The organism is Vibrio thalassae (assembly GCF_900089835.1).
GTDB classification, from domain to species: Bacteria; Pseudomonadota; Gammaproteobacteria; order Enterobacterales; family Vibrionaceae; genus Vibrio; species Vibrio thalassae.
The window spans coordinates 18,232-43,026 of record NZ_OANU01000091.1 but is presented as its reverse complement, the minus strand read 5'-3'; the positions used below and the strand labels follow the sequence as shown (position 1 = coordinate 43,026).

The following is a 24,795-nucleotide window of genomic DNA, read 5'->3' as shown; positions in this document are numbered from 1 at the left end:
ACAGTCAAGAACGGCAGTGATACGTCTCTTATCTTTGATAGCGGAGAACGCTGACATTAAGAAAAAAGTATTCAAGATAGTGGATAGGTTCATGGGGCTCGTCGGGTCATGTCTTTTCAGTTGATGCTATGATCGCCGATCAAAATGAATCTGCCTACTTTTTCATGCCATCTGCATGATTCTTCTATGCTAGTTGTGGGGAGCCCTCAGCACCTAATGCCATTGCCGCGGCAGAAGTGGGTTTGTCATTTACTGATTGGATGGCATTTGGTTTGCCTACAACACTTGTCTTATTACCGATGGCTTGGGCGGTATTGTTCTTTGTGTTGAAGCCAAAGCTTGATGGCGAATTTGAAATCAACCATGAAGCAGTAAATTGGGATAAAGGGAAAGTGGTTACGCTGCTGATTTTTGCTGCCACGGTTTTCTTGTGGATTTTTAGTAAACCAATCAATGCCATGCTAGGTGGTTATGCGAAGTTTGATACCATTGTGGCACTTGGCGCTATTGTTGCGGTAAATTTTGCGCGTGTCGTTCACTGGAAAGACATAGAGAAAACGGCGGATTGGGGTGTTCTATTGCTGTTTGGTGGCGGTATTTGCTTAAGTAACGTTTTAAAAGCAACAGGGACAAGTGTGTTTCTTGCGAATGAACTCAGTGAGATGATCTCTCAATTTGACATGTTGGTGATTATTATCGTTATTGCAGCCTTTGTTGTGTTCTTGACAGAGTTTGCTAGTAACACCGCCAGTGCGGCATTGCTTATTCCAGTTTTTGCCTCGGTCGCTGAAGCCTTTGGGATGTCGCCAGTTATTCTATCGGTCTTGATCGCGGTCGCTGCTTCTTGTGCTTTCATGTTACCCGTAGCAACACCGCCAAATGCCATTGTGTTTGCCTCTGGTCACATTAAACAACAAGAAATGATGCGTTTAGGTATCATCTTGAATATTGCTTGCGTTGGGGCGCTGACGGTTATAGCGATGACATTTTGGGCATAATGTGCTGAGAGCTGATTAAGTAAATCGAGTATCGTTAATTTAACAGGGTCACCGGATGAATTCGGTGGCCCTTTTTATCACCAATTGATGGTGCTAAAAGCATCGTAAATGATCTGTGCACCGAGCGGAGAGAGATGAATACCATCGCGCTGAGTTTTTTGGCGTGTGTTTCACTGAGCTGTTTAATGGCACTGCGAACGCGCTCAACATGACTTTCGCTGTGACTTAGCATTGGTAACGAGCCAATAGGATCGACGGCTGATGTCACTACTAGAATCGGTTGGATGCCATGATACTGAGACTGCGCAATCATGGCATTGAGATTGCTCGGCGATGACATTAATATCGGTCCCCCAATTAAGGTCATTCAATCCACCAAAGATCACAACAAATTTGGGGTTACGGTCAACAACTTGCTGTTTGAATCTTGCTAGCATTCCTGTGGTGGTATCGCCAGGAACGCCACAGTTGATGAACTCAAGGTTGGGATGAGCTTGACTCAGTTTATCTGACCAATTTTGCGTAGCTGCTAAGCCCCAGCCTGCTGTCAGGCTGTCGCCCATTAGAACGATTTTTTCACGGATGTTTCTCATGATGATCAAAAAAGCCGCCCTGATCGAGCGGCTATTGAATAGATTGAATTAGTTGCTACGAATGTACTCTTTAAAGCGTGCTTTGGTGTTAGCATCAGCCTTGTTGTACCAGAAAATAAGCATTTCCTCTGCTGTGTTATCAGCGGCGCCACCTGGTACAGCAATTTCTGAGTTTGCTGAGTTCGCAGGCGCTGCTGCTGGCAATGTGACCGCCGCCACTGTACCTGTAGCAGCGACACCGCCTTTGCGGTTGTAATCTTCCGCTTCGCGGTTGTAATCACGACCAATCTGCATGCCATCTTTAACCAATTTATCTTGGGCTACTGGAATAGCATTGCCACTCGCATCGGTCAGAGACCATTTGAAAGTGTCGATGTCTTTCTTGGCTTGACGATCGTTCTGGTAGGTAGGCACTTCAAGAGTCAGTTCCGTATTACTAGCGTCGAATCGAGCAATAACGGCTTGACTTGGGACGCTGACACGCTCTTCGCGGTTTAAATCAAAGTATGGTTCAAACCTGAATACGATCTGGTTAACACCGTCAGGTAGCGTAGCAGTTTTACCAGAGGAGAAGAAGCCGTTGGATTTTGTCTCTGGGTCGCCTGCATTGACTGATAGCAGATCGACAGAGTCAGGGATTTTGATTGTTACATCAGCGACAGCCATAGTACTGCAACCAGCAAGTAGTGCACAAGCAAGAATCTTTGAAGCTTTCATTGTATTTTACCCTAGCAGAATCATTCTATTAGTTTAGCGTACACTAGATTGCCTATGTTATGAATTGAATGCAATCGCCGCCGCAATACTAATTTGGAATTTAATCAAAAAATTACAATGCTTTCTGGTTATATGCAGTGTCTGCGATAGGAAAAACAGCATCGTAGACTAGGTTAAAGAAATAAGCATAAAAGAGAGCGACTACCACAAAGCCTAAGTCAGCCAAAATCGCGTCGATAAGCGTTAGGTTTAAGCTCCATGCCAGCATTGGAATCGTGGCGACCAGCAACCCAATTTCGAACAGCAGTGCATGATAAATCCGTTGCGTAGGGGTTTTCTTGGTTGTCCCGCGCAAGTGCATTAACGCTCGGTAGAAAACGTAATTGTAGATATAGTTCCAGACCATCGCGATTAATGATAACGAGAAAGCAGTGAACGCTGCTGTCTTTACGTTTGCTCCAAATACAAACATGCAAATGGGTGCGGCGATCAGCAATAACAATAGTTCAAACAAAATGGTATGCCTCAACCAATCAGCTGGACTTCTCATTGCGCTTTTTGACGCCATAGTGTGCTCTCCTTCACATCTAATCGAATTGCGCAAACTTTATAAAAATACCGTTACATTTTGAAGATTGATATAATAAATAATCGAATTGGTCTGGGGGTGATAGCTCTAACTATCAAGTTTAGTAAAAATTTGATCTAAATATGCTTTTGTCATAAATTTTGTGAATTTTTTTGTTGTTTGGTGGGTTATTAATATATATATGATGGTTTGTTAATTGCTCTCTGTTGGTCAGGTCGATGATTATCTATCTATTATGTATATACTTGGTCTTTTGCGTTGTACTATTATTTAGTAGCATGAGGATTGGTGATACCTTCGCCAATCTGCACTCAGTGAGCGTAAAATAGCTCATAAGAATGGAATCTAAGTGCTTTGTATAATGACTCAATCATGCACAGAGATTTCATTTGACTACTTCAACCCTCTCAAAATCCGCGTTCGTTTTATCGATATTGGTGTTCACATCCAACAACTATGCTGCGGAATCGAAAACCTCCGTTGATAGTCAGAAAGAATTCGAGTCGTCGGATGATCTCCCTGACCGCAAGTTTGCCGCTTTCCCAGTACCAATCACTGATGACGCTCTTGGTTTGGGGCTAGGAGTGAATGCCATGTACCTACATGACCGTGCAGAGGGCGCTAAAAACCCGTCTACGAGTATGTTTTATGGTCAGTACACAGAGACAGGCAGCGGTATGGCGATCATTGGACATGAGCATGTCTTTGCTCACGATGAATGGCGTGCCGGCTTTTATGCGGGGCATTTTGGTCTCAACCTAAAATATACCGGACGAGTTGGTATGCAGTTACCAAAAGCGGCGCAGTACTCCTCTTACTCAAATTTTGTGTATGGCGAAGTGCGCAAACAGATCTTTGATGATCTCTATCTTGGCGTTCAAGGCTTGTGGAGTGGCGGTGACGCCAATCTTAACGAAAAAACGGATCCTGAAATTAAGAAAGCGTTTGAGCAAGAAATGAGTGGCAGCAATAGCGCGCTCGGTCTGTTAATGACCTACGACTCTCGTGACAACATGATGGGAGCCACACAGGGGTTAAATGTCGACTTGAGTACGCTGCATTACTCGAGAGATAAACGAACCGGTAACCGTTTCACCCGACTTGATGCCGAGGTCAGCCAATACTTCCCAATTGGTGACGATGTGTTGGCCTATCGTGTGATGGCTAAGGAAATGTTGGGTGATGCACCAGAATATGAGTTCGTGACACCGAGTTTGCGCGGCGCAGATTGGAATAAATATCGCGGTAGTTCGGTCTATCAAGCTGAAATCGAGTACCGTCACAAATTCAGTTCGTTATGGAGTGGCGTTGCCTTTGCAGGGGCCGCAGTGATTGGTAACCAAGACCGTTATTATAACAGTGCTGTTCAGTCAGAAGTCGTCCCCTCTGCTGGGGTTGGAGTTCGCTATTTATTGAATGCAAAAGAGCGCTTAACGATTGGTGTCGACGCGGCGGTGTCGAAAATGGGGAATACCAGCTTTTACATTAGATTTGGCGAAGCTTTCTAATTACCGTATCAGTCATTCTATTGATTTATAGAGAAAATAATATCCTATGGTGTTATTGTCTTGGTTTATCTTTGGGTGCAATTTTTGTGCTATTGTTTTACGATAGTGCGCTTGTTAATAATATAGTCAAAGGGTTGGGTATGCTGAATATCGAACAGCTTGTTGCTTTTGTCGCTGCGGCAGAACAAGGCTCATTTTCTGCTGCGGCTAGGCATTTAGGTAAAAGCCAAAGCTCGGTGAGTATTGGTGTCAATAATCTTGAGGTCGATCTTGGCATCACGCTTTTTGACCGCAGTACTAAATATCCTAAGCTGACACCTCAAGGTGAGCGAATGCTATCTCAGGCTAAGGTACTACTGAGACAAGCCGAGCGTATTCGTAATTACTCGCAAGCCAGTGTCGATAGTGTAGAAGATACACTGAAGATCGCAATCGACCCGCTGTTGCCATTCTCTTTACTCGAGTCGGCGATAGAGAAAATGTCGCAGCGTTTTCCTTTTACTCAGGTTGACGTTTCTCGATTGGCCGCTCATCAGCTGACGAATGCGATTATTAACGATCAGGTTGAACTGGGTTTTAATCTCGCGGCTGACGCGGTGCCAGAAGGGCTTGATTTCGTCTCTATTGCAAACATCGAATGGGTATGCATTTGTAGTCCGGATTCAATTTTTGCCGACATGCAACAAGTCAGCAATGAAACATTGATCGGTGAGCGACAAATTGTGTGCCGAAGTATGATGCAAAATACCGTACTTCAAGCACAAGGCGCTTTTTCCCAAGATATATGGCAAGCTGATGACCAAGAAGATGTCATTAAGTTGGTAGAGCAGGGTATTGGTTGGGCCATAGTCCCCAAGGATTTTATCGTTGAAAAACAAGCAATGGGTACTTTGATCGATTTTAGACCAGAGTTCCAGCGCTATGAAATGATGAATTCTGCCGATGTATTGTGGAAGACCAACACACGGTTAGGGCCCGCGGCCAAATACCTGTGCGAAATGCTCGGAGTGTTCTAAATAAAATAGCCCCTCGAAGAGGGGCTATTTTATGCCTGATGAACGTGAACTTGGTTACGACCTTTTAATTTGGCTTGCTGCAAGCTCTGCGTTGCTCTACCAATAATGCCATCGGTACTATCTCCAGTAGCGGTGACGCCAATCGATACGGTTGCTTTAATCCATTCATCATGAATATTCAACGGCAGCTTCTCGATTAATTGCCTGAGCCATTCGAGCTGTTTCTTCGCATCCGCCGTGTCATTGGCTTCGAACAGCACGGCAAACAAACCACTTTCATAACGAGCGATACAGTGCGCTTTCGGCTTTGGAAAACTGCGTTTGATGATATCCGCCACATACAAAATAATCGTATCGCCTATCATGTCGCCGTAATCTGCATTGATTCGTTTTAATCCGTTGATATCAATTAACGCGAAGTAGGCGCCAGAGTTTCTCAGTTGATGTGTGAGTTCAGATCGCATACTGAGCTTATTATCGAGCCCAGTTAATGAGTCTTTATCATTAAGGTACTGAAACAGCAGCAGGTTGGAGAGGGCAACCTCCGAAAAATCGCGAATGGCCCTGATTACGCCGTCAAAAGCAAAGAATGCGCTCTTAATGTATATGACACCAATTAACTTATCCCTCTGATACAGGGGCAAAATATAGTGTCGACCGTTAACTTGAAGCTTACGAGCTAGTGCGTCATTGTTGCTGTTATACACGTAATTTAATTGGCGTGATGTGAATATGGTAGGTAATGACTGACACTGGTGGATTACTTTAGTATTACCATGAAAATCAATGGTTTTAAAGCTCCCTGTGTCTTGTTCAAATAGACAGAACTGGACACCTTTGTGGAAAATAAAGCGATCAAATATGGCTCGTAGGTCATGCTTGAAATGGGCAATATCCGGAGCTTGATTGAGTTTGGCCAGAGAGTGATTCAGTTGGTAACTGATATAGTTGATTGAAAGCGCGAGCGATAACAGCGCGAAAATAACCAAAGCCGTTAATGAAATTTGGTAGGACGTAAACAGAATATCCGCTCGACTAGTACCAGAAACGAATATCCAGTTCATTGGGTTTCTGGCGTCAAATACACTGACTTTTAGCTCACCATTGTAGTGATACTCGTAAATGCCCCTAGATTGACCATCCGCGATTTGTTGCTCAATTCCGTTTAGATAACTGATCGATTCGCTACCAACTCTAAGCGGATTGGGGTGGAATATGAGCCGACCGTTGGTACCATCAATGACAAAGACATAACCGTCCTTTAGAGTCTTGAGACTGGCAAGATATTGGGTGATGTGTTGAGCATCGACTTCAAACCACACTTCAAGTGTCGGTTCGCTCAGTTGTTGTTTTATTGCAAAGACCCAGAGTCCATCGGGCTTTTGATACAGAGTTGACACGGCATATTGATGGGACAGGGCATCAAACGTATGCCATTGAATCGATGATTTTGTTTGTTCATCGATGTGGTCACCTTCATTGTCGATATAAGTTTTAGTGACAGGATCAAAAACGCTGATGCTTTTATACAGGTAAGTGTTATCCAGTGTTTGTGTGAGCAAAGTAGGGAAGCTTGGGTCATCAATATGCTTCTGTAACAAATCCACTTTCGCAAAGGTTGCTTCGATTTGCGACCACACCAATGCTGCCGCCATTTTTACGTTGGATTGGGATTGGGTTTTAGCAAGTTGTACAGAGTTTTGGTATTGCTGGTAGGAGATATAAATGAGTACTGCGATCAGAGCAAATGTAAGCGGTTTTAGCGCGCGTAACAGAATTTTGGGCAGAGACATACAGTATTAAACCAATTGAGCATACTAGAATGGTACTACGTCTTAGATAAGTGATACAAAATAATTATTTGACGTAAAGTTAGTGAAGATCAATTGATAGAAATAAGAGGTTGAAAAACAACCTCTTATTAATTAATAGAAAGGATAATCATTTATCAATCTTTGGCGGAGTAATGTAAAATCGCCATCGACATCGGCGCTTGTAGTACTTCGCCTTCAGCATGACCAACTTCGGATTCAGCGATATGCGTGTCACAGATCGTTTTCCAAGTTTGGTTGCGGTCATTAGGCAAGGTAAAACGTGCTGGTGCTTTGGTTTGGTTGATTAAATAGACCATTTCATCCCCATCCTCACCAATACCAATATGCAGGGCAACGCTGCTGAGTCGATTCCAATCTTCCATACTCATTAACTGGCCATCAACTCGACTCCAGAAGATTCGGTTGTCATTTCGCTTGTCACCACTAAACGCTTGAATAAAGGGCACCATATATTCGTGGCGTGCCGCTATCATATCCGCGAGCCAATGCTTAAAGTGCGCTTTGGGTTCGGTAGAGTTCCAATCAAGCCAACTGATTTCGTTGTCTTGGCAATAGGCGTTGTTATTGCCTTTTTGTGTGTGTGAAAGCACGTCAGCAGTAAGGATATGAGGAATACCGAATGAGAACAGTAACGTCGCCATGAAATTGCGTTTTTGTTTCTCACGTGTGGCTAAAATGACAGGGTTATCGCTAGGGCCTTCAACACCGTAGTTATCTGAGCGATTGTCGCCATGCCCATCACGGTTCTGCTCGCCATTCGCTTCGTTATGTTTGTGTTTGTACGACACCAAATCTTGCATCGTAAAACCATCGTGATAGGTGATGTAGTTAACGGTCAATTTATAGGGCCAATTCGCTGCACTATAAAGGTCTCGCGACCCCATAAGACGGGTTGCGAACTCTTTCAAATAACCTTGATCGCCACGCCAGAAACTGCGGGTGATGTCTCGTAAACGGTCATTACATTCATTCCAACCAAATGGGAAATTCCCAACCTGATAACCGTTTGGACCTATATCCCAAGGTTCGGCAATCAGCTTAGTTTGTTTGAGGAATGGATCTTGAGCCACTGCCCTGAAGAAAGCAGCATCAGGGTTAAAGTTATCACCATTACGGCCCAGTGTTGCCGCGAGGTCGAAGCGAAAACCATCAACTTTAAACTCCTTTACCCAATATCGAAGTGTGTCCATGACAAGATTCAAAGCGGGTTGGTAGTTGAGGTCGACCGTGTTGCCACAACCGGTGAAGTTAGCAAAAAACTCGCCGTGACGTAGATAGAATTTCGAGTCTAAAGCTTTAAGGTTGAAAATCGGGCCATTATCGCCACTTTCTGCCGTATGGTTGTAAACGACGTCAAGAATGACTTCGATTCCGTGACGGTGTAACTCCCGAATGGTAGTCTTTAGCTCATCGACAGCGTCATGGGTGGCATAACGTGGGTCAGGTGCCATAAAGACATACGGGTTGTATCCCCAGTAATTGACTTTATCCATCTCTAGCAGGTGTGGTTCATGCATGCATGCTGCCACTGGAAGTAACTGAATCGAGGTAATATTTTGCTTTTTGTAGAACGCCAACATCTCTTCGCTAATGAGACCTAAATATTTGCCTCTGTGCTGAAGTGGTATCTTGTCATTGAGTTTTGTTAAACCTTTGACGTGAGTTTCAAACAGCACCATTTCTTCACGTGGAATTCTAGGAAGCTCGGTCTCTTGCCAATCAAAATGGTCGTCAACGACAACACATTTTGGCAGGTCGACGCTGTCTTTTACATCGAATGGTGGAACATAATATAAGGCTTTATCTAGGGCTTTTGCGTAAGGGTCTGATAGGAAATGACGCTCTTCACACCCATCTATGACAAAACCATAACGTTGCCCTGCAGTGATTTCGCTAATGTGGATGTGCCTTATTCCGGCATATTCATTAGATAGTGGGAACAATTGAATATTATCGTTGTCATCAAAGAGTGCGAGCTGGATATCTGGGCAATCGGGTGCATGAATTGCGAAATTACACCCTTGCTTATCCAGCGTTGCCCCTAATGGATACGGGCTAGATTGATGTTTTGCCATAAGTCGTTTTTCTATTTGTTCGTGAATGACATTACTTAACTGTCAATAGTTAATAGCTTTGTAAACTTTAGGTCAAGCTAATGATCACAGAAATTCAAATGTAATTTAATTTCAGTTTATTTAGCGTTGCTGTATAAAAAGTGATGTAAAACGTGTTTTGCGCGTCAAAACATTACTAAATTAGCGTGTCCTCCCCCCTTTTTTTATGACTTACTATAAAGAAACGCCATACGGTTATTTTTCTCATCCTTTCTCATCCCCCTCAACAATATTCAGGGTGGAGGACGTATCGCACTTGCTACTTGGTTAATCTGACATCGTTCAATCAACTCGGGACCCTAAACCGATAAACATTTCAAGCCTAAAACGCTCAGTACTGCCTCTGCCGCGTTTTGGAAAATGAAATTGAATATAACGATAAGTTAAACGGAGTTTTCTAATGAAAAAAGTAAGTGTAATTGCTGCTGCAGTGGTAGGTGCTTTAGCTTCAGGTGCTGTGATGGCGGAAGATAAAGTACAAGAAGGTTGGCAAGTTAACGGTTATGGACATCTTCTATATAACGTAGGTGAATCACTACAACTCAATGAAACTTGGGAACATCGCCGTGACTATCGCGCAGCGGGTGCAGCGTTCTCTGGTAACCCTAACCAAGTTGAATTTACCGTTACTAAAGGCAATAACTACGAAAATGGCGCTTGGTCTAAATACATTCTGAAAACGGAATATGGTAACAACGAAGGTGGTAACGGTCGTGGTTTCTATGGTTCGTCAGGCGGTAACGACAGCCACCTTTCATCAGGTCAATTTGAGTTTAAAGAGGCATATATTGAGCTTGGTGACCTATCTATGTTTGCTGAAGGCACCAGTATGTGGGCAGGTAAGCGCTATTTGAACCGTCAAGCAGGTATCATCACAAAAGAATACTGGAAGCAATCGTCTGGTTTAGGTGCGGGTGTTGAATATAAAGGCCTAGGTTTTGCAGATAACTTTGGGTTTGCTGTTGTCTCTGCCGATCCTGGTGATGGTTACTGTGTGAACACGGTTAAGCCCGACAATGCACCAGAATACGATGAGACGGTTAACGGTAAATATTGTAATACACTCGATGATGGTCGCAGCACTACACTAACGTCAATGGATTTATACCTATATGGCATAAAAGCGCTAGGTGGTAGTTTTGACTTTGACGTCAAATACCAAGTACGTGCTCACTCAGATCAATATCGTATAGACACCAAGACCCCAGATGCAGCTGAAAATGGTATTGGTGCTGGCATAACTTACTCACGTGATTACTACGGTTTTGATGGTTGGTCATTAACAGGTGTGACTTACGGTAAAGGCATTGCGGCAACTAAAGGTACAAACTTTGGTAACTGGAATGGTGGTTGGGCTGAAGATGATGTCTCTCTCTTCCTAACGTCTTATGGTGTCGCCAACATTACTGAAAACGTACAACTTGGTTCAGAAATCGTTTACTGGAACATTGATAACAGCGAGCGTGGTCAAGTTTGGGGAGCCACTGATGGTGTGACTCGTGCGTTCTTAGGTCTAACGCCTACATACCGAGTGAACGACAACTTCCGTTTGGAAGCAGTCCTAACCGCTGCTAGTGAAACTGCTAAAGGTTGGCGTACAGACGATACAACGTACTTCTACTCAGCGACATTGGCTCCTGTGTTCTCTGTGAATGCAGACTACTGGGGACGCCCACAGATCAAGCCATACATTGCGTACATGTCGTCTAGTGATGACTCTTATGGTTGGTCTCAATCGTCTAAAGGTAGCGACACTCGATTCGGTATCGAAGCTGAAATCTGGTTCTAATCAACCTAGTTGGATTTACTAGATGCAGTCTTAACGTAACAAGGCAGTCTAAGGACTGCCTTATTTTCTCAAATGGTGGAATATTATGAACAAAAATATTTTGGCGCTAGTACTTGGACTCAGTGTGGTCGGTTGTGCGAGTAACTCTGGTGTTGAACCCACCATTACCGATACTCAAATGAAAGCAGAAGATGTTTGCTGTTTTAGTAAAAAAGATTTTGCTTGGATAGAGTTAGACAAGACTGAGGATGTGAGTTTCGTTATCGACGAAACATCGCCAGTATGGGACTTTAAAACGGGTAAGAGCTTTTTTAACGCGTTTGAGTTTTCTCCTCGTTCTGGAAAAGTGAAAGTGACCTTGAGCAGTAAAATGCTTAAAAAACAAGTGTTAGCACCAACGGTGCAACTTCTTGATAAAGAGTACAATGTGATAAGAACGATTACATTGGATGAATTTAATATTCGTTATTCAGACATGTTCGATGCGAACCGCTACGTAACCAGCTTTGAAGTCGACGCACAATCTCTGCCTTATATGGTCGTCTACACTAAGCATTCTGATATTGGGCAGCTAATTACGGTGCCGCACCCAGCTAAAGTGAGAGCAGAAGAGAGTGGTGAGCCACTACCTATCGTCACTGATCCTAAATTCAAACATAGTTATACTGGTGAGTTGGGCTTAGAAATAGAAACGTTGTCGTTAGGTTCTCGTAAGGTTGATTCTTCGCCAACGAAACAAGCAGCAACTGCGACGGCTGCTACTGTGGCGACTACGAGTGTAACGAGCAAAAAAGTGGCTCCAGCAACGATCCAACCTGAGACCACAAGCTATTATCATAGTGCAATCCAAAAAGCGGTCGCGGAAGACAATATTCCCAAAGCACTGAGTTTGTTAGATGAAGCTAAAGCACTCAATGTTGAAGGTGCACAGGAAGTGTTTGTTAAGGCTATCAATAGTCGTAAGTAACCAAGTTTATCCCACCTCGAATGATTGTGCTGGTCATGATTCACATAGTCATTCGAGGATCTTTGCCCAAATAAAATACCTGCCATGGTTTATTTCCTGCTAACTAAGTTGTAAAAGCGTGTAATAGATCGCCAATATCACTTAATTTATCTCCCTTCCTGCCGTTACTATATAGAGTAACCGTTACCCTAAAAGCTATTAATCAATGTCGACACTTTCTATTGCAATAGGTGCCACTAGCCTTTCGCTGATCTTGGCGTTCATCTGGATGTTTTCGCTATCTTTACGAAGAAAAAGGATGGAGCAAGAACGTCTTGAGCGTGAAGCAGCTTATCGACGCGCAATGGAAAAGGCACGTCAACAAGAAAGACAAGAACGTGTCTACAAAGCGGAAACCGGACATGTTCCGACCATTTTGTATTTAGCCAAAGAAGCGGAACGTAATAATGTAAAAGAAGCGTTGTACTGGTATCACAAGGGGGCGCAACTGGACAACGTTACGGCTATGTACGGTATTGTACGTCTTAGTGATAAAAAGCGAGAAGACCTTGTGTTGCGAGAGCAAGCCAATTATTGGCGTTTATGCATTGCCGGTTCAGAAGGGGATTCGCATGCTAAATTTGAAGCAGCTAAAGCGCTAATTTATGGACGTGGTACTGAGCGCAATATTCCTAAGGGCGTTTCAACAATTCAAGAAGTAGCCGAAGAGGGACACTTAGACGCTATTTTGTTTATGGGAGATTGGAGTATTTCTCCAGATAATCCGACCCCGTCTCCGAAACAATCGACTCAGTGGTTCGAAAAAGCGGCTGAAAAGCAAAGTGAGGAAGGCATGACCAAACTGGGTCTGAACTACCTCAATGGTGTCGGTATTGAACAAAATACAGATAGAGCGTGCTACTGGTTAGAGCGTGCAGCAGAAAAAGGGAACATCGAAGCGATGTATTATGCTGGTGAGGCGTGGCGCGATATCAAACCGAACGGTGCGTCTATTGCCTATATCTGGTTGTTTATGTCAGCGTATCTAGGGTACGAGGCAGCGAAGTCAGCAAGAGATTCGGTGGGCTCTACGCTCGGCGTTGACTCTGTGGTAGGTCTTCAGTCGCTAGCCAAGCCGGTGCTTAAAAAACTCCAGTTTGGTCCCATGGTTAAGCATTCACTCATTAAAGCCCTGAATAAGCTTTATAAAAGGGAGCTGCCACTATTTGCAATAGAGGATGCCGAAAAGCAAAATGCAGAAAAGCCGGATGCCAATACGACTGCGACACCCTCGCCAAAAGCCAATCGTGAGGAAGAATTGTCTGTTTCTGAATCCGATTATAACTATGCCAATTATCACACTTCGTATTCCAACCAATAATCATATTTGCGAAACAAACCTATTGCATATCGAAATATATGTATCATATATGATTCTTTGAAATCATATATGATACACGCATTCCTATTTGTTATTGTTTTGCGAACAGATTGTTCCTAAATGTAGTTCCCGGTTCAATTTTGATGTGATAGTCATCACTTCAACTATGACTTTGACATTTCTCTGACAAAAATGATACTCAACAAAATATCCTGAGCTCAGTTTTAGTGTGGCGTCTAAGGATGCTTGGCAGTGGCCTTGATGTTCGCACGTTAAATTCATGCCTTTTGGCAACCTGTTCTATACGGAGCTTTTCATGAAAACTTTTAAAATGACTCTAGCAGCAGCACTTGTTGCTGCAGTAGCCCTTCCTGCAAGCGCAAACTACGTTGACGTTCGTGGCGCATACAAAACAGAAGCGAAAACATACGAAACTCGTGTGCGTGCTGGTTTTGACTTTGCACAAGATTGGCAAATCCACCTTGAAGGTACTCAAGCTCAAGGTGAAAAACTGTTTAGCAACTCTGATAAGAGCGTTGCAGCTTTTGAAACAGAGCTAAACTACAACTGGGCTATCAACGATAACTTCACGTTAACTCCAGGTTTTGTATACTGGAACGGTTCGGACCACATGGAATACCGTCCTTACCTAAAAGCAACGTATGCTGAAGGCAACTTCTATACTGCAGCTCGTTACCGTTACCAAGCGGCGTCTAGCAGCACGACTCCAGGCGTTCAAACTAACGACACGAACCAAGTTGACCTATGGGTTGGTTATAACCTAAACAACTTCGCACTTGAGTATAACCCTGCATACATCAACCAAAAAGATGGCGGTGCATATAAGAACAGCATTGGTACAGAGCAGGCTGATACCAAGTGGGAACATACGTTCCAAGTTAAATATACAGGTTTCGAATCTTGGGCTCCGTACTTAGACTATCAAATCTTGGACAAAACGTTTCACGATCGTAACACTAACCAAAATAAAACAGAAAACCGTATCCGTGCGGGTGTAACGTTTAACTTCTAATCGTTACCGACTATTTTGTCGCTAAGCGACAAGTCGAATTGAAAAAGCAGCACACAGTGCTGCTTTTTTGATCCTGATGCTGAACGAGTGTGAGCTAACTTTTAGATGATTGGTTATCTGTTGTCGTTCGTGTTCATGGCAACGCCCCGCATCGTTGTCTATTAATCGAGAGTTTTCTTGAATCTCAAGGCCGCAGCAACGAGACCAATAATGGTGAATCCTATTAACCACACGGTATCACGCCATACGTCAGACAAATCAGCACCGCGTAAAACAATGCCACGTATCATACGCATAAAATGGGTCGCAGGCAGCGCTTCCGCTATCCACTGTGCTGCGTTTGGCATCGCCTCATAGGGAAACATAAACCCAGAGAGCAAGATGGATGGAAGCAAGACAAACACCGTCATTTGCATCGCTTGTAATTGAGTCTGGGCAATGGCTGAAATGACGAGGCCCAATGTTAAGCTCGCGGCGATAAACAGCAAACACCCCAAAAGAATTTGACTCACTTGACCGTTTATCGGGACGCTAAATATCACCCAGCCGAGCCCTAGAATAATGAAGATCTGAATCAGGCCAATAAAGATATAAGGAACAATCTTACCTATCATCAGTTCGAGTGAATGAATAGGTGTGGTGATCAATAACTCCAGATTTCCGCGTTCACGCTCTCGAACAATGGCGGCACTGGTGAACATTATCATCGTCATGGTCAATATGACGCCTAGGAGTCCAGGAACAATATTTACCGCGGAGCGACGACTTGGGTTATAGAGTAGTGTCGCTTCAAAGGTTTTTGGAGAACTCGGCTGATAGCCCGCAATAGCAAATTCTTTGAGCGGCATGTTTTGCAACCCTAGAAGCGCGGAACTGATCATCGTATCGGAACCATCTACCAACCATTGTCCGAGTGTCTCTTTATGAGTGATACGCTGCGTTAGGTTATTAGGTAAGATCAACGCTGCGCGCACCACCCCTTCTCGAATGGCGGTTTCTGCTTCGTCAACGGTTGGATATTGTGCTTTCACCGTCACTACTTGAGTCACTTTGACGGCTTCGACAATAAGCCGACCAGGGGCTGATTGGCTTTGATCAACAATCGCAATCGGAATGTTCCTGACATCAGTATTCATCGCGAATCCAAACAGAATAAGTTGGATAAATGGAATCATGACCACCATACCAAACGTAATACGATCTCTTGAGAGCTGGCGAATCTCTTTCACCATAATCGCGCTCATGCCCGTTAAGCTTTTCATTGTCTGCCCCTACCCGTCACAGAAACAAAGACATCTTCTAAACTCGGCCTTGCCGGAGTAAGCTCAGCCTGAGCTAAATCAGGAAAGCGAGTTTTTAACCATTGGATAGGAGCGGTGACGGTTTGATAGATCAAAACCCGGAGTCGAATCCCTAGCTGGGCTGCTGAGCGAACCTCATCACAAGCGATGAGCTTTTCTTTCAACGCACATAATTGAGGAGCTCGTATTTCGATGATGTTGACACCCATATTATTCATCAGTGCCTCTGGTTCATCATCGGCGCGCATTTCACCCGCTCCCAAAATTCTCGACGATTCTCTGGATCCACGGCTGACGTGGGCTCATCCAAAAACAACAGTTCTGGGTTGTGCATAGTGGCAGCAGCCAGAGAGTCGTTGCTTTTGGCCACCACTCATGCCGCTGACTCTTTGTTTTTTGAGGTTAGACAGGCCGTAGATACTTAGCTGCTTTTCTATTCGGTGCTTACAAAAAGAGCGGTCCATACCAAATATTTGACCGATAAACTGCAAGTTCTCTTGAACAGAAAGGTCATCATAAAGAGAGAACTTTTGCGTCATATACCCAATCTTTAGTCGCAATAGCTCGGATTGCTGCGGAATATTGAGTCCGAGGACGTTAACGGTGCCCGCCGTTGGGCTGAGTAGACCGGTTAACATTCGGATCGTGGTAGATTTTCCGCACCCATTAGGCCCAAGAAATCTATAGATGGATCCTTTAGGGATAGACAAATTAATGTCATTAATAGCGGTAAAATCGCCGAATTTTTTGGTGATATTGGTTGCTGTTACTGCGATCTCGCTCACCTATTTCAGCCCCGCTAACTCAACTTGAGCAGGTACTCCGGTAGGAAGCGTTTGAGCACTATCGGGTAAGTCGATTTCTGCCAAATACATCAATCGAGAGCGCTCATCCTCGGTCAAAGCATAATAAGGAGTGAAAGAGGGGTTGGACGCGACCCAGCGTACTTTGCCTGTTAGCACTTGCTTTGGCTTCTTCTGCTATCGCATGAGCCAATATTGCTTCTTGACGTTTGGTATCTAAACGAACCAAAACGTCCCCTGTTTTTACCATGCTTCCTTCGCGAATGGGTAAATCGCGAATAATCTCGTTAGCAGTAGCAGAGAACGTCACTCGATCTCGTTCGAGTGTGCTTAATGCTTTACCATTGTCATCGCTTTGGCATCCGACTAGGGAAAACAAGATTGAGAAAACAATGAACAACGATCGTTTCCTGGAAAACCCTCAAATTCACTTATATCGTCAATATTAGAAGTCAGTTGATTATTTTCTAGCTAATTTTCATAAAGTTATGAAGTCAAGACGGTTTTGAGTTCGATATTCATCGCAAAAGAAGATAGTGATGAATTTCCCAAGCCTGAGCCATAAAGTGGCGCTTTATGAGGAGAGTAACGGCTTGGACGCGGCTATTTTTAAACAGATATTAAACCTAGCATATGGCTTTTATTGATTGTTTGACACAAAGTCACGTCCTGACATTTCCTTGAAGTTTCTGACTAGTACCTGTCATCTGTATTCCGTAAATTAGCGTTTAGTTTTACGAAATCAAGCAATAATGTGAGCTTGATTTGTAGGAGCATTCGTCAACCATCACGGATAAGACACCATCAAACATGAAAGACCAACTAACGATTTCAATTTCGACTATCAAGGGTTCCAAACACTGGCAATTGAGTAAATCGATGCGTCGCAGCTTAAAGAGCTTGCTTGGGGTCAGTGTTGCAGTGGTCTTCGGTGGGGTGTTACTTATTCAACACCTCTATCAAGTCGTCGACTACGCTCAACTCAAACAACATGAGCTTGCCACTGAATCGCAAACCCTTGGTGATGAGCTAGCAAGCTTAAACGATTTAAAACAAACCCTAGAAAGCGATCTCTCTGACAGAGAAGAACGCATAGCGCTGGTTTCTGAGCGCCTTTCTGATTTAGAGAAAGTACTCGGTGTGTCTGAACATGGGGGAGAGGGGGAGCTGGAACTGCGTTTAGATACGGCGGCGATTCACTCTAATATAAGAATGGTAATGCTAACGCAGATCCCAAGTGGTTCGCCTGTCGGGAAGCATCGTATGTCTTCTCAGTTCGGCAAGCGGACGCACCCTGTGACCAAGACAGTTAAAATGCATCGAGGATTAGACTTTGCCGTGAATATAGGCACGTCGATATACGCGCCTGCCGACGGCGTGGTCGAAGTGACAAGACGCAGTAGCAAGGGATCTGGCAACTTTCTTCGGTTACAACATTCATACGGATTTTCAAGCTCTTACTCACATCTGAAGGGCTTTAAAGTGAAAAGTGGTCAGTTTGTTCAAAAAGGGGATTTGATCGCTATATCGGGTAATACCGGCCTGTCATCGGGACCACATTTACATTATGAAATTCGCTTTGTTGGGAAAGCATTAAACCCTAGACCGTTTGTAGAATGGGGTGTGCATGAATTTGAAGCAATCTTTAAAAAGGAGCGAGGAATACGATGGGAATCTTTAGTAAAAACAGTGGAACAAAGAGTCGCTCAACAGCTGCAACTCTCATCGCCAAAGGCTGTGCTATTAGCGGAAAACTCACATTAGAAAGTGATATGCAAGTCGATGGAATTGTTGATGGACAAGTTCATGTTGAAGGTTCACTCGTCGTTGCAGAGTCGGGGCGAGTGAAAGGTGAGATATTTGCTAATCACTTAATTGTTAACGGTATTGTCGAAGGTAATTGTCATGCGGAGCATATTCAGATACTCGCCAATGGTCGGGTTAAAGGTAAAGTCTGGAGTAACAATTTGAGTATTGAGCCGGGCGGTAAGTTCTTTGGTGAAACGGCAGAGTTTCCAGATCACGAAGTGGTAAACCTAAAATCCAAAGAGCCCTCAAGCACAAATAACATGCTTAAAGAAGCAAAAAAGCCTGAGCTTAAGGCAGAGGCCAAAAAAACGGCTTAATCAGAATGGTATAAAGGCACAGTGTTGATGCTGTGCCTTTATCTCGATGAGTGATATTGCGTTTATTGATTAGTTCTTTTTTTTCTTTCTTTCTCTTCTTTGTACCCCAGAGTTCTAATGTGTTCACCGTGAATAGTGTTTTTCATCAGAGTCCACAAAGCCGCTAGAAAGCGTTTATGTAATTCGTGGTGACGAATGTATTTCATGTGGACGTAGAGGTAAATCACGATAAACGCCAATAGCGCCAAGATGACACCATAAGTTTCATATAAAGAAAGTAAGTTCATATTGAAAACCTTGTAGAAGCTAAAAGTGAGTTATTTGGCCAAATGATTCATCCAAGCTCGGCTTTTAAAACGATATAGACAAGCAAACCATTTGAATATGGTCTCAAAGAAAAAGGCAACGAACACGATGTCCGCAGGAAACCGTAGATAGATGGCGAAGAACGCCGCAATAGGTAAACCAAAACACCATTGGGTTAATAGGTCTTGATAAAGACAGAATTTAACGTCACCGCCTGCCCTCAGCACACCCACCACCATCACAGTTGGCACTGAACGTAAAACAATACCGATGCATAAAACTAAGAAAAAGCGTTCCGCCAGCGCGTAGGATTCAGGAGTGAGTGCGCTAAACAAGCCCAATACGACATCCTTTTTTGCATAGAGGGTAAGTGCGACAATCATGGTGGCTAACGTGGCAATAACAGCGAAAAATATCGCTTGATAATAAGCACGATCGTAATCCTTGGCGCCCAAATTATTACCGACCACGACGGCAGATGCGTTTGCGATACCTACCAATAGGCTAAGAGAAAATGCCTCAATCGGTGAAATGATTGAAAGGACAACTAAGCCTTCAGTGCCGGTTTGTCCCATTATCGCGGTATAAGCAAATACACCGATAGCCCAGAGAAAAAAATTTAGTGTGGTTGGAATACTAAGAGAGAGGAAATGTTTTACATCATCCCAAGTCAGATTGCTGATAAACCCGTTGAGATGAAGAACTAAAACACTATTTTGGTGTTTTAAGAATAGCCAGATGAGAACGGCCTCACACATGGCAGCTAAGGTCGTTCCTAACGCGGCCCCTTTCAGACCTAGCGCCGGCAGACCAGCATAACCAAAGATGAGTAGCCAATTAAATGCAATGTTCAATACTATACCGATAGCACTAAAGAAAGTGGCGGTAGAGGCGTGATGTATGGCTCGTAAACCCGCAGCAATACTGGTTTGATAAGCCATAAACAGTAGGCTGGGGGCAGCAAATAACAAATAGGTATTGGCTAAGTGAGAAAGAGTATCCTCGTTACTGGCTAGGTGGATGATATTGATCCCCCACAAGCTAAACAATAGGATACACATCACCGCCATTATACTGGTCATGCCCCAGGTTAAAGTAATACTACGAAGCAATCCTTTTTTATCCTTTGCTCCAAAGTATTGGGCTGCAAGCATGGCTCCGCCTGTTGAGATACCAGAAAGCAAAATGGTAGCGACAAACAGAATCTTAGTTGCGACACCAGCGGCAGCGACATCAAACTCAGTCAGTTGACCCAACATGACCACATCAATAACACCTTTGCCGGAAAAGAGAATGGTTTGCAGGGTAATGGGTATTGCTGTGGTCCATAGACTTTTGAGCATGGAAAGATCGAAATAGCTCAATGGAGAACGATTTCCGTCGGTAGATTGATTGATATGCATGTTTTTTTACTTCACAAACTAACTCAAAAGTTGCTGCTATTATGAACGTATATCATATATTATAAAAATCACTTATGTAGGGGATATCCGTTCAAATTTTGGTGGTGATACATGCATACTATTGAGCAAATTTCGGCTTTTGTCGCGGTATACGATTGTAAAAGCTACAGTCAGGCGGGAAGACAATTAGTCAAAGATAGGACAACGGTTCGTGAACTGGTCAAAGCGTTGGAGGACGCGACTAATCTCAAATTGATTAATGTTGAGGGAAGGGCGGCCTTACCAACCGAAGAAGCCGAAGCTCTGATTGAGCAGTTTCGCTTAGTATTGAGGCAAAATGATAAGCTTCTTGCTCATATACAGACGTTACAGTCACCACAAAAGGCGACGCTTACCGTCGCGTATAACGAAGATTTTCCTATTGAGGCTATTCAGAAAATCGAGCAGCATGCACTTAACTTCCATCCTGAGGTGCGAGTTAGTTGGCTGGAACGAAGTAGAAAATTAGCATTGGACGGTATTGTCTCTGGGGAAATTGATCTCGCGATAATGCCATCCCTTGGTTTACTGTACCCAGAAAAAACGGTGGATTTTATGCTGATTGGCTATGTGTCTTATGGGATCTATGTTGGTGAGCAAAGTGCACTCAAACCTATGGAAGATTTTACGTTGGAAGACATACAGCTTGAAATTCAATACGTAAATGAACGAACGATGTTGGCAGAGGGGGCAATTCAACGTTTTTCTTCTCACTCTAGGGTTACAGGAGGAAACCTGCAAACGTTAGCCGCCGTTGAGCGAAATGGATGGGCAGTTCTTCCCAATTGGATATCGACTAAGTGGGGCAAGAGTCGAGTTGTTAAGAAACATTCCCCGCTATTAAGTTGTGATTGGCAAGTGCCTTTTAGTTTGTTTTATCAAGTGGGCAAAGAACGACACCGTGTGATTCAAGATATCCTATCCGTCTGCTCTGATATAAAATTAAACCAATAACGTTTATAACACTTTGATAAAGGTATTGATCCAACACAACGGGCAGTGAAAACCATCTGAGAAGTGCCTATTTCGACGCCTCGACTGCTTGTTGGCGACCAAGTTCACCAAGTGTGTTTTTGCTGCGATTTTTACGTCTAGACCTATCGGTATAAAACCCTAAACTGGGCGACTCTGTAGCGTTCGCCCGCTTTCTAAAAGCTTCGATAATCGGAGTTTTGTAGATCCTTTCATAAAGTCCTACAAAAGTGACAAACGCTGATGTCTGCTAAGAGGTAACCTCAATCAGACATCAGCGTTAAGTCCGAGATTACGTCGGCTTACTTTAGGTCGGAAGCGTACGCGTTATCAATCTCTGCTTTGGCTTTATCAGCTTCGGAGTTCAATAAATTAAACCATTTATCGCCGTCTTTCACGCTTTTCTTGAACCAAGTGTAGACTGGTTCTGCAGCTTGCTGGAACTGAGCTTTTTCTGAAGGCGTTGGCACATATAACTGACCACCTGACTTCGTAAACGCTGAGTACGCATCGATTGATTTGCGTTTTGGTGAAGCAAAGGTCGCTTGTTGGAGTGCATTAAAGCCATCCACGACTACCTTGCGCAGATCTTCTGGCATTTTCATGAAGATTTGATTGTTCATGTACCAAAGCGCTGACATGTAAGCGTGTCCATCCAAAGTGACGTATTTTAGGCCTGCTTCTGGAAACTTCATGCCCATTATGTCGGTAATGCCATTTTTTGAACCTTCCACCACGCCTGTTTGGAAAGACGTGTATAGTTCAGGCCAAGGGATTGGTGTCGGATTAGCACCCAACGCTCTCACTAATTCTTGTGGAAGATCAGCTACGACAGTACGTATTTTGAGACCTTTCAAATCCTTTGGTTCTTTCACTGGTCGTTCCGTGTTAGCAAAGTTTCGCCAACCCCCGGTATTGCCTATAGTCATCAAGCGGATTTTGTTGTCTGAATCCTTCAAAATTTCTTTACGTAGCTCACGAACGAAATCGCCTTGAAGTACAGCTTCCGCTTCGCGATCATTTTGAAGAACATACGGTAAATCTAGTACTTGAATGTACGGGAACATGTTTGCTGCGCCACCTGAAGTGGAGATGTAAATATCCACTGAACCGTCTTCAACAGCTTGTAGACACTCGGTTCCGTTGCCGCAAAGTTGAGTACCGATGAAAAGATCGACCTTAATCTTCCCGTTAGAATGTGCCTCAACAAAATCTTTGAAAACAACCAAACCATCATAGTCTTCGTCATTTTCATTAGAATTTGCGACTGCTCTGAGGTTAAATTCAGCGGCTTGAGCGGCGGTCGATAATGCGCTTGTTCCAACAACAGCAGCCATACTGAGTATGGCTGCCATTGAAGAATTGATTATTTTTTTCATTGTTTCACCTTTTCGTCCTTGTAGAAAAAAGCTCTATACCCTTATTGGGCAGAGAGGCCTTGTGTTTAGAGCGTTGATAGCTCGGTACTGTTATTTTCTTCTCTCATACAACATTGCTACATCAGACCAATCCCAATAGGCGAGGAACGGTCATAGACAGAGAGGGGAAAAAAGTAATTAGAAATATCACCAATACTTGAACCGCTAGAAACGGCAGTATGGCTTTTGAGATGGTCTCTACTTTTTCACCTGAAACGCTTGAGGCGACGAACAGCACAAGCCCCATGGGTGGTGTAGCAAGACCAACGGTTAAGTTAATACTCATAATGATCGCAAAATGGACGGGATCAATACCAAGCCCCGCGAAAACGGGCCCAAGTATCGGGCCTAGGATGATGATGGCAGGGCCCGCATCGAGAAACATGCCCACAATGAACAACAATATATTAATCATAAATAATAAAATGAGCGGATTGTCACTGATGCTCAATGTCCATTGAGCAAGGTCTTCTGCAACGTTTGACAGTGATACGACCGTTTTGAAGGCCAATGCCGCACCAACGAGCAACAACACCATAGCTGCAGAGCGGGCGCTGGTGGAAAATATGTCTGGTATGTCTCGAAATCGTACAGTTTTGAGGACAAAAAGAGCGAGTACTAAAGCGTACCCTACAGCAATAGCGGATGCTTCAGTTGGAGTGAAAATACCCCCTAAGATACCACCTAAGATTATTACCGGAGTAAGCAATGGGAGGAATGCCGACTTTGTTGCTTCCCCGCGTTCTTTCCACGTAGACTTTGCGCTAGCGACCGGAAAGTCGTAGCGATTCGCCATCCATGCTGTCACCAGCATCAGTCCCACGCCTATGAGAATTCCGGGAACTATGCCTGCGGCAAAAAGTGCAGCAACAGATATTTCCATTGTGTAGGCGTAAATTATCATGATGCCAGAAGGTGGGATAATTGGACCAATCACGGAAGATGCTGCGGTAATAGCGGCAGCGAATTTACGGGAGTAGCCATTCTTTTCCATCGCAGGAATGAGCATTGAACCGATGGCTGATGTATCTGCAACGGCTGAACCTGATAACCCAGCAAATAACATACTAGACATAATATTGACATGGGCCAGCCCGCCTCTAACGTGCCCTATCAGTGATTGTGAAAAGTTGACTAAGCTCAGCGTGATGCCACCTCGATTCATAACTTCTCCGGCTAATATAAAGAACGGGATAGCCATCAGAGGAAAGGAGTCAATACCATTATATATGTTGCGGAAAAGTAGTGGAAAGTCCCTCACCATGCCTTCGGAGAAAAGCATGATGCCTGGCGCTGCTAACATGGCAAAAAAGACAGGCAATCCAACCAAAATGAGAACTAAAAAAATGGGAAGAAATAAAGTCAACATATCGGTCTAAGACTCCTTTGATAATGAGAGTTCTGAGGAGCGATTGGTGATCGTAATCAATAATAGCTCTAAATTTGCCAGTAACAGAGTGCCAAAACAGACGGGCATGGCAAGATAGATCCATGCCCGCTTCATATTAAATGAGGCGGCTCGGGTACGAAATCCACGCTCAAAGAACTCTACGGATAATGAAAAAAGCTGCACTAGAACGACAAACGCTAGTGCTAACAAAACTAATCGAAGCACACGTTGTAGCGTTTGAGGCAAGGCTTCAGGTACCATCGTAATAGACACGAACATGCCTTTTCGATAAGCACCAGAGGCGACAAGAGCCATCATCCAAATCATCATTGCTCTCGCAACTTCTTCTGGCCAAGGCAGTGCAGAATTAAACACATATCTGCATACAACTTGGAGTAAGATAGTTGCGACCATGAGAGTCACCAAAACCCAAGCGATGGACTTGCCAATCCTGGCGATGAAATCATTTAGTGACGTTAATCCACCTACAATTTGATTTAATGTAGCCATTGTCGTCC

The 24,795-nt window shown here is 43.9% G+C and carries 22 protein-coding genes and 2 pseudogenes; 10 read left to right on the top strand and 14 right to left on the bottom strand.

Annotated features, from left to right (window positions below):
- Nucleotides 1–206: 206 nt before the first annotated feature.
- Nucleotides 207–998: pseudogene (locus tag VTH8203_RS18525) on the top strand (SLC13 family permease); the annotation flags it as partial.
- A gap of 203 nt (nt 999–1,201) precedes the next feature.
- Here VTH8203_RS18525 and VTH8203_RS18520 read toward each other — a convergent pair.
- From VTH8203_RS18520 to VTH8203_RS18510, 3 genes are all read right to left on the bottom strand, one after another.
- The gene (locus tag VTH8203_RS18520) at nt 1,202–1,591 is read right to left on the bottom strand and encodes a GDSL-type esterase/lipase family protein (protein ID WP_158296189.1); all 390 of its coding nucleotides are present in this window, start codon (nt 1,589–1,591) and stop codon (nt 1,202–1,204) included.
- Between the two features lie 48 nt (nt 1,592–1,639).
- On the bottom strand, nt 1,640–2,308 hold the full coding sequence (locus tag VTH8203_RS18515) for a DUF2057 family protein (RefSeq protein ID WP_096994960.1): 669 nt from the start codon (nt 2,306–2,308) through the stop codon (nt 1,640–1,642).
- Nucleotides 2,309–2,420: 112 nt separating this feature from the next.
- Nucleotides 2,421–2,876 carry a PACE efflux transporter gene (locus tag VTH8203_RS18510; RefSeq protein ID WP_244181258.1) on the bottom strand — a complete coding sequence of 152 codons (456 nt, stop codon included), beginning with the start codon at nt 2,874–2,876 and terminating at the stop codon, nt 2,421–2,423.
- A 410-nt stretch (nt 2,877–3,286) separates the two neighbouring features.
- Here VTH8203_RS18510 and VTH8203_RS18505 point away from each other — a divergent pair, with 410 nt between their 5' ends.
- Nucleotides 3,287–4,405: a BamA/TamA family outer membrane protein gene (locus VTH8203_RS18505; protein WP_096994959.1), complete on the top strand. Its 1,119-nt coding sequence runs from the start codon at nt 3,287–3,289 to the stop codon at nt 4,403–4,405.
- Between the two features lie 140 nt (nt 4,406–4,545).
- Nucleotides 4,546–5,421: a LysR family transcriptional regulator gene (locus tag VTH8203_RS18500; protein ID WP_167385844.1), complete on the top strand. Its 876-nt coding sequence runs from the start codon at nt 4,546–4,548 to the stop codon at nt 5,419–5,421.
- Between the two features lie 29 nt (nt 5,422–5,450).
- Here the strand turns inward: VTH8203_RS18500 and VTH8203_RS18495 are convergent, their stop codons facing one another.
- Both VTH8203_RS18495 and glgX read right to left on the bottom strand, forming a co-directional pair.
- A complete protein-coding gene (locus VTH8203_RS18495; RefSeq protein ID WP_096994958.1) occupies nt 5,451–7,214 on the bottom strand; it encodes a sensor domain-containing diguanylate cyclase in 1,764 nt (587 codons plus the stop codon).
- Between the two features lie 155 nt (nt 7,215–7,369).
- Nucleotides 7,370–9,331, bottom strand: a complete 1,962-nt coding sequence (gene glgX, locus VTH8203_RS18490) for a glycogen debranching protein GlgX (protein WP_096994957.1) — start codon at nt 9,329–9,331, stop codon at nt 7,370–7,372.
- A gap of 439 nt (nt 9,332–9,770) precedes the next feature.
- Here glgX and VTH8203_RS18485 point away from each other — a divergent pair, with 439 nt between their 5' ends.
- The 4 genes from VTH8203_RS18485 (at nt 9,771) to VTH8203_RS18470 (ending at nt 14,519) form a co-directional block, all read left to right on the top strand.
- Nucleotides 9,771–11,159 (top strand): carbohydrate porin, encoded by a 1,389-nt coding sequence (locus tag VTH8203_RS18485; RefSeq protein ID WP_096994956.1) that lies wholly within the window; start codon nt 9,771–9,773, stop codon nt 11,157–11,159.
- Between the two features lie 85 nt (nt 11,160–11,244).
- On the top strand, nt 11,245–12,126 hold the full coding sequence (locus tag VTH8203_RS18480; RefSeq protein WP_096994955.1) for a MalM family protein: 882 nt from the start codon (nt 11,245–11,247) through the stop codon (nt 12,124–12,126).
- Between the two features lie 205 nt (nt 12,127–12,331).
- On the top strand, nt 12,332–13,486 hold the full coding sequence (locus VTH8203_RS18475; RefSeq protein ID WP_096994954.1) for a tetratricopeptide repeat protein: 1,155 nt from the start codon (nt 12,332–12,334) through the stop codon (nt 13,484–13,486).
- A 316-nt stretch (nt 13,487–13,802) separates the two neighbouring features.
- Complete coding sequence (locus tag VTH8203_RS18470) at nt 13,803–14,519, top strand: oligogalacturonate-specific porin KdgM family protein (RefSeq protein ID WP_158296188.1); 717 nt, start codon at nt 13,803–13,805, stop codon at nt 14,517–14,519.
- A gap of 161 nt (nt 14,520–14,680) precedes the next feature.
- Here VTH8203_RS18470 and VTH8203_RS18465 read toward each other — a convergent pair whose 3' ends face one another.
- The 4 genes and pseudogenes from VTH8203_RS18465 to VTH8203_RS18455 form a co-directional block, all read right to left on the bottom strand.
- On the bottom strand, nt 14,681–15,781 hold the full coding sequence (locus VTH8203_RS18465) for an ABC transporter permease (protein WP_096994952.1): 1,101 nt from the start codon (nt 15,779–15,781) through the stop codon (nt 14,681–14,683).
- Nucleotides 15,778–16,068, bottom strand: coding sequence for a hypothetical protein (locus tag VTH8203_RS25610; protein ID WP_370739253.1), 291 nt, complete (start codon nt 16,066–16,068; stop codon nt 15,778–15,780). The genes VTH8203_RS18465 and VTH8203_RS25610 overlap by 4 nt, the downstream gene beginning before the upstream one ends.
- A 54-nt stretch (nt 16,069–16,122) precedes the next feature.
- On the bottom strand, nt 16,123–16,605 hold the full coding sequence (locus VTH8203_RS25605) for an ABC transporter ATP-binding protein (RefSeq protein ID WP_370739252.1): 483 nt from the start codon (nt 16,603–16,605) through the stop codon (nt 16,123–16,125).
- Nucleotides 16,606–17,023, bottom strand: a pseudogene (locus VTH8203_RS18455) (hypothetical protein).
- Between the two features lie 410 nt (nt 17,024–17,433).
- Between VTH8203_RS18455 and VTH8203_RS18450 the strand changes: the two are divergent.
- On the top strand, nt 17,434–18,387 hold the full coding sequence (locus tag VTH8203_RS18450; RefSeq protein WP_096994951.1) for a M23 family metallopeptidase: 954 nt from the start codon (nt 17,434–17,436) through the stop codon (nt 18,385–18,387).
- An 8-nt stretch (nt 18,388–18,395) separates the two neighbouring features.
- Nucleotides 18,396–18,749 (top strand): bactofilin family protein, encoded by a 354-nt coding sequence (locus tag VTH8203_RS18445; protein WP_244181257.1) that lies wholly within the window; start codon nt 18,396–18,398, stop codon nt 18,747–18,749.
- Nucleotides 18,750–18,811: 62 nt separating this feature from the next.
- Here VTH8203_RS18445 and VTH8203_RS18440 read toward each other — a convergent pair whose 3' ends face one another.
- Nucleotides 18,812–19,036: a hypothetical protein gene (locus tag VTH8203_RS18440; RefSeq protein ID WP_096994949.1), complete on the bottom strand. Its 225-nt coding sequence runs from the start codon at nt 19,034–19,036 to the stop codon at nt 18,812–18,814.
- A gap of 30 nt (nt 19,037–19,066) precedes the next feature.
- Nucleotides 19,067–20,458 (bottom strand): MATE family efflux transporter, encoded by a 1,392-nt coding sequence (locus VTH8203_RS18435; protein ID WP_096994948.1) that lies wholly within the window; start codon nt 20,456–20,458, stop codon nt 19,067–19,069.
- Between the two features lie 111 nt (nt 20,459–20,569).
- On the opposite strand from VTH8203_RS18435, the gene VTH8203_RS18430 reads away from it, so the two are divergent.
- Nucleotides 20,570–21,451: a LysR family transcriptional regulator gene (locus tag VTH8203_RS18430; protein ID WP_096994947.1), complete on the top strand. Its 882-nt coding sequence runs from the start codon at nt 20,570–20,572 to the stop codon at nt 21,449–21,451.
- A gap of 320 nt (nt 21,452–21,771) precedes the next feature.
- Here the strand turns inward: VTH8203_RS18430 and VTH8203_RS18425 are convergent, their stop codons facing one another.
- The 3 genes from VTH8203_RS18425 to VTH8203_RS18415 form a co-directional block, all read right to left on the bottom strand.
- A complete protein-coding gene (locus tag VTH8203_RS18425) occupies nt 21,772–22,806 on the bottom strand; it encodes a TRAP transporter substrate-binding protein (RefSeq protein WP_370739255.1) in 1,035 nt (344 codons plus the stop codon).
- Between the two features lie 163 nt (nt 22,807–22,969).
- Nucleotides 22,970–24,256, bottom strand: a complete 1,287-nt coding sequence (locus tag VTH8203_RS18420; RefSeq protein ID WP_096994945.1) for a TRAP transporter large permease — start codon at nt 24,254–24,256, stop codon at nt 22,970–22,972.
- Between the two features lie 6 nt (nt 24,257–24,262).
- Nucleotides 24,263–24,787, bottom strand: coding sequence for a TRAP transporter small permease (locus tag VTH8203_RS18415; protein ID WP_096994944.1), 525 nt, complete (start codon nt 24,785–24,787; stop codon nt 24,263–24,265).
- Between the last annotated feature and the right edge of the window lie 8 nt (nt 24,788–24,795).

Coding starts and splice junctions, on each gene's coding strand:
- VTH8203_RS18520 (WP_158296189.1), bottom strand. CDS start 1,591: ATGAGAAACATCCGTGAAAAAATCGTTCTAATGGGCGACAGCCTGACA.
- VTH8203_RS18515 (WP_096994960.1), bottom strand. CDS start 2,308: ATGAAAGCTTCAAAGATTCTTGCTTGTGCACTACTTGCTGGTTGCAGT.
- VTH8203_RS18510 (WP_244181258.1), bottom strand. CDS start 2,876: ATGGCGTCAAAAAGCGCAATGAGAAGTCCAGCTGATTGGTTGAGGCAT.
- VTH8203_RS18500 (WP_167385844.1), top strand. CDS start 4,546: ATGCTGAATATCGAACAGCTTGTTGCTTTTGTCGCTGCGGCAGAACAA.
- VTH8203_RS18495 (WP_096994958.1), bottom strand. CDS start 7,214: ATGTCTCTGCCCAAAATTCTGTTACGCGCGCTAAAACCGCTTACATTT.
- glgX (WP_096994957.1), bottom strand. CDS start 9,331: ATGGCAAAACATCAATCTAGCCCGTATCCATTAGGGGCAACGCTGGAT.
- VTH8203_RS18485 (WP_096994956.1), top strand. CDS start 9,771: ATGAAAAAAGTAAGTGTAATTGCTGCTGCAGTGGTAGGTGCTTTAGCT.
- VTH8203_RS18480 (WP_096994955.1), top strand. CDS start 11,245: ATGAACAAAAATATTTTGGCGCTAGTACTTGGACTCAGTGTGGTCGGT.
- VTH8203_RS18475 (WP_096994954.1), top strand. CDS start 12,332: ATGTCGACACTTTCTATTGCAATAGGTGCCACTAGCCTTTCGCTGATC.
- VTH8203_RS18470 (WP_158296188.1), top strand. CDS start 13,803: ATGAAAACTTTTAAAATGACTCTAGCAGCAGCACTTGTTGCTGCAGTA.
- VTH8203_RS18465 (WP_096994952.1), bottom strand. CDS start 15,781: ATGAAAAGCTTAACGGGCATGAGCGCGATTATGGTGAAAGAGATTCGC.
- VTH8203_RS25610 (WP_370739253.1), bottom strand. CDS start 16,068: ATGCGCGCCGATGATGAACCAGAGGCACTGATGAATAATATGGGTGTC.
- VTH8203_RS18450 (WP_096994951.1), top strand. CDS start 17,434: ATGAAAGACCAACTAACGATTTCAATTTCGACTATCAAGGGTTCCAAA.
- VTH8203_RS18445 (WP_244181257.1), top strand. CDS start 18,396: ATGCAAGTCGATGGAATTGTTGATGGACAAGTTCATGTTGAAGGTTCA.
- VTH8203_RS18440 (WP_096994949.1), bottom strand. CDS start 19,036: ATGAACTTACTTTCTTTATATGAAACTTATGGTGTCATCTTGGCGCTA.
- VTH8203_RS18435 (WP_096994948.1), bottom strand. CDS start 20,458: ATGCATATCAATCAATCTACCGACGGAAATCGTTCTCCATTGAGCTAT.
- VTH8203_RS18430 (WP_096994947.1), top strand. CDS start 20,570: ATGCATACTATTGAGCAAATTTCGGCTTTTGTCGCGGTATACGATTGT.
- VTH8203_RS18425 (WP_370739255.1), bottom strand. CDS start 22,806: ATGGCTGCTGTTGTTGGAACAAGCGCATTATCGACCGCCGCTCAAGCC.
- VTH8203_RS18420 (WP_096994945.1), bottom strand. CDS start 24,256: ATGTTGACTTTATTTCTTCCCATTTTTTTAGTTCTCATTTTGGTTGGA.
- VTH8203_RS18415 (WP_096994944.1), bottom strand. CDS start 24,787: ATGGCTACATTAAATCAAATTGTAGGTGGATTAACGTCACTAAATGAT.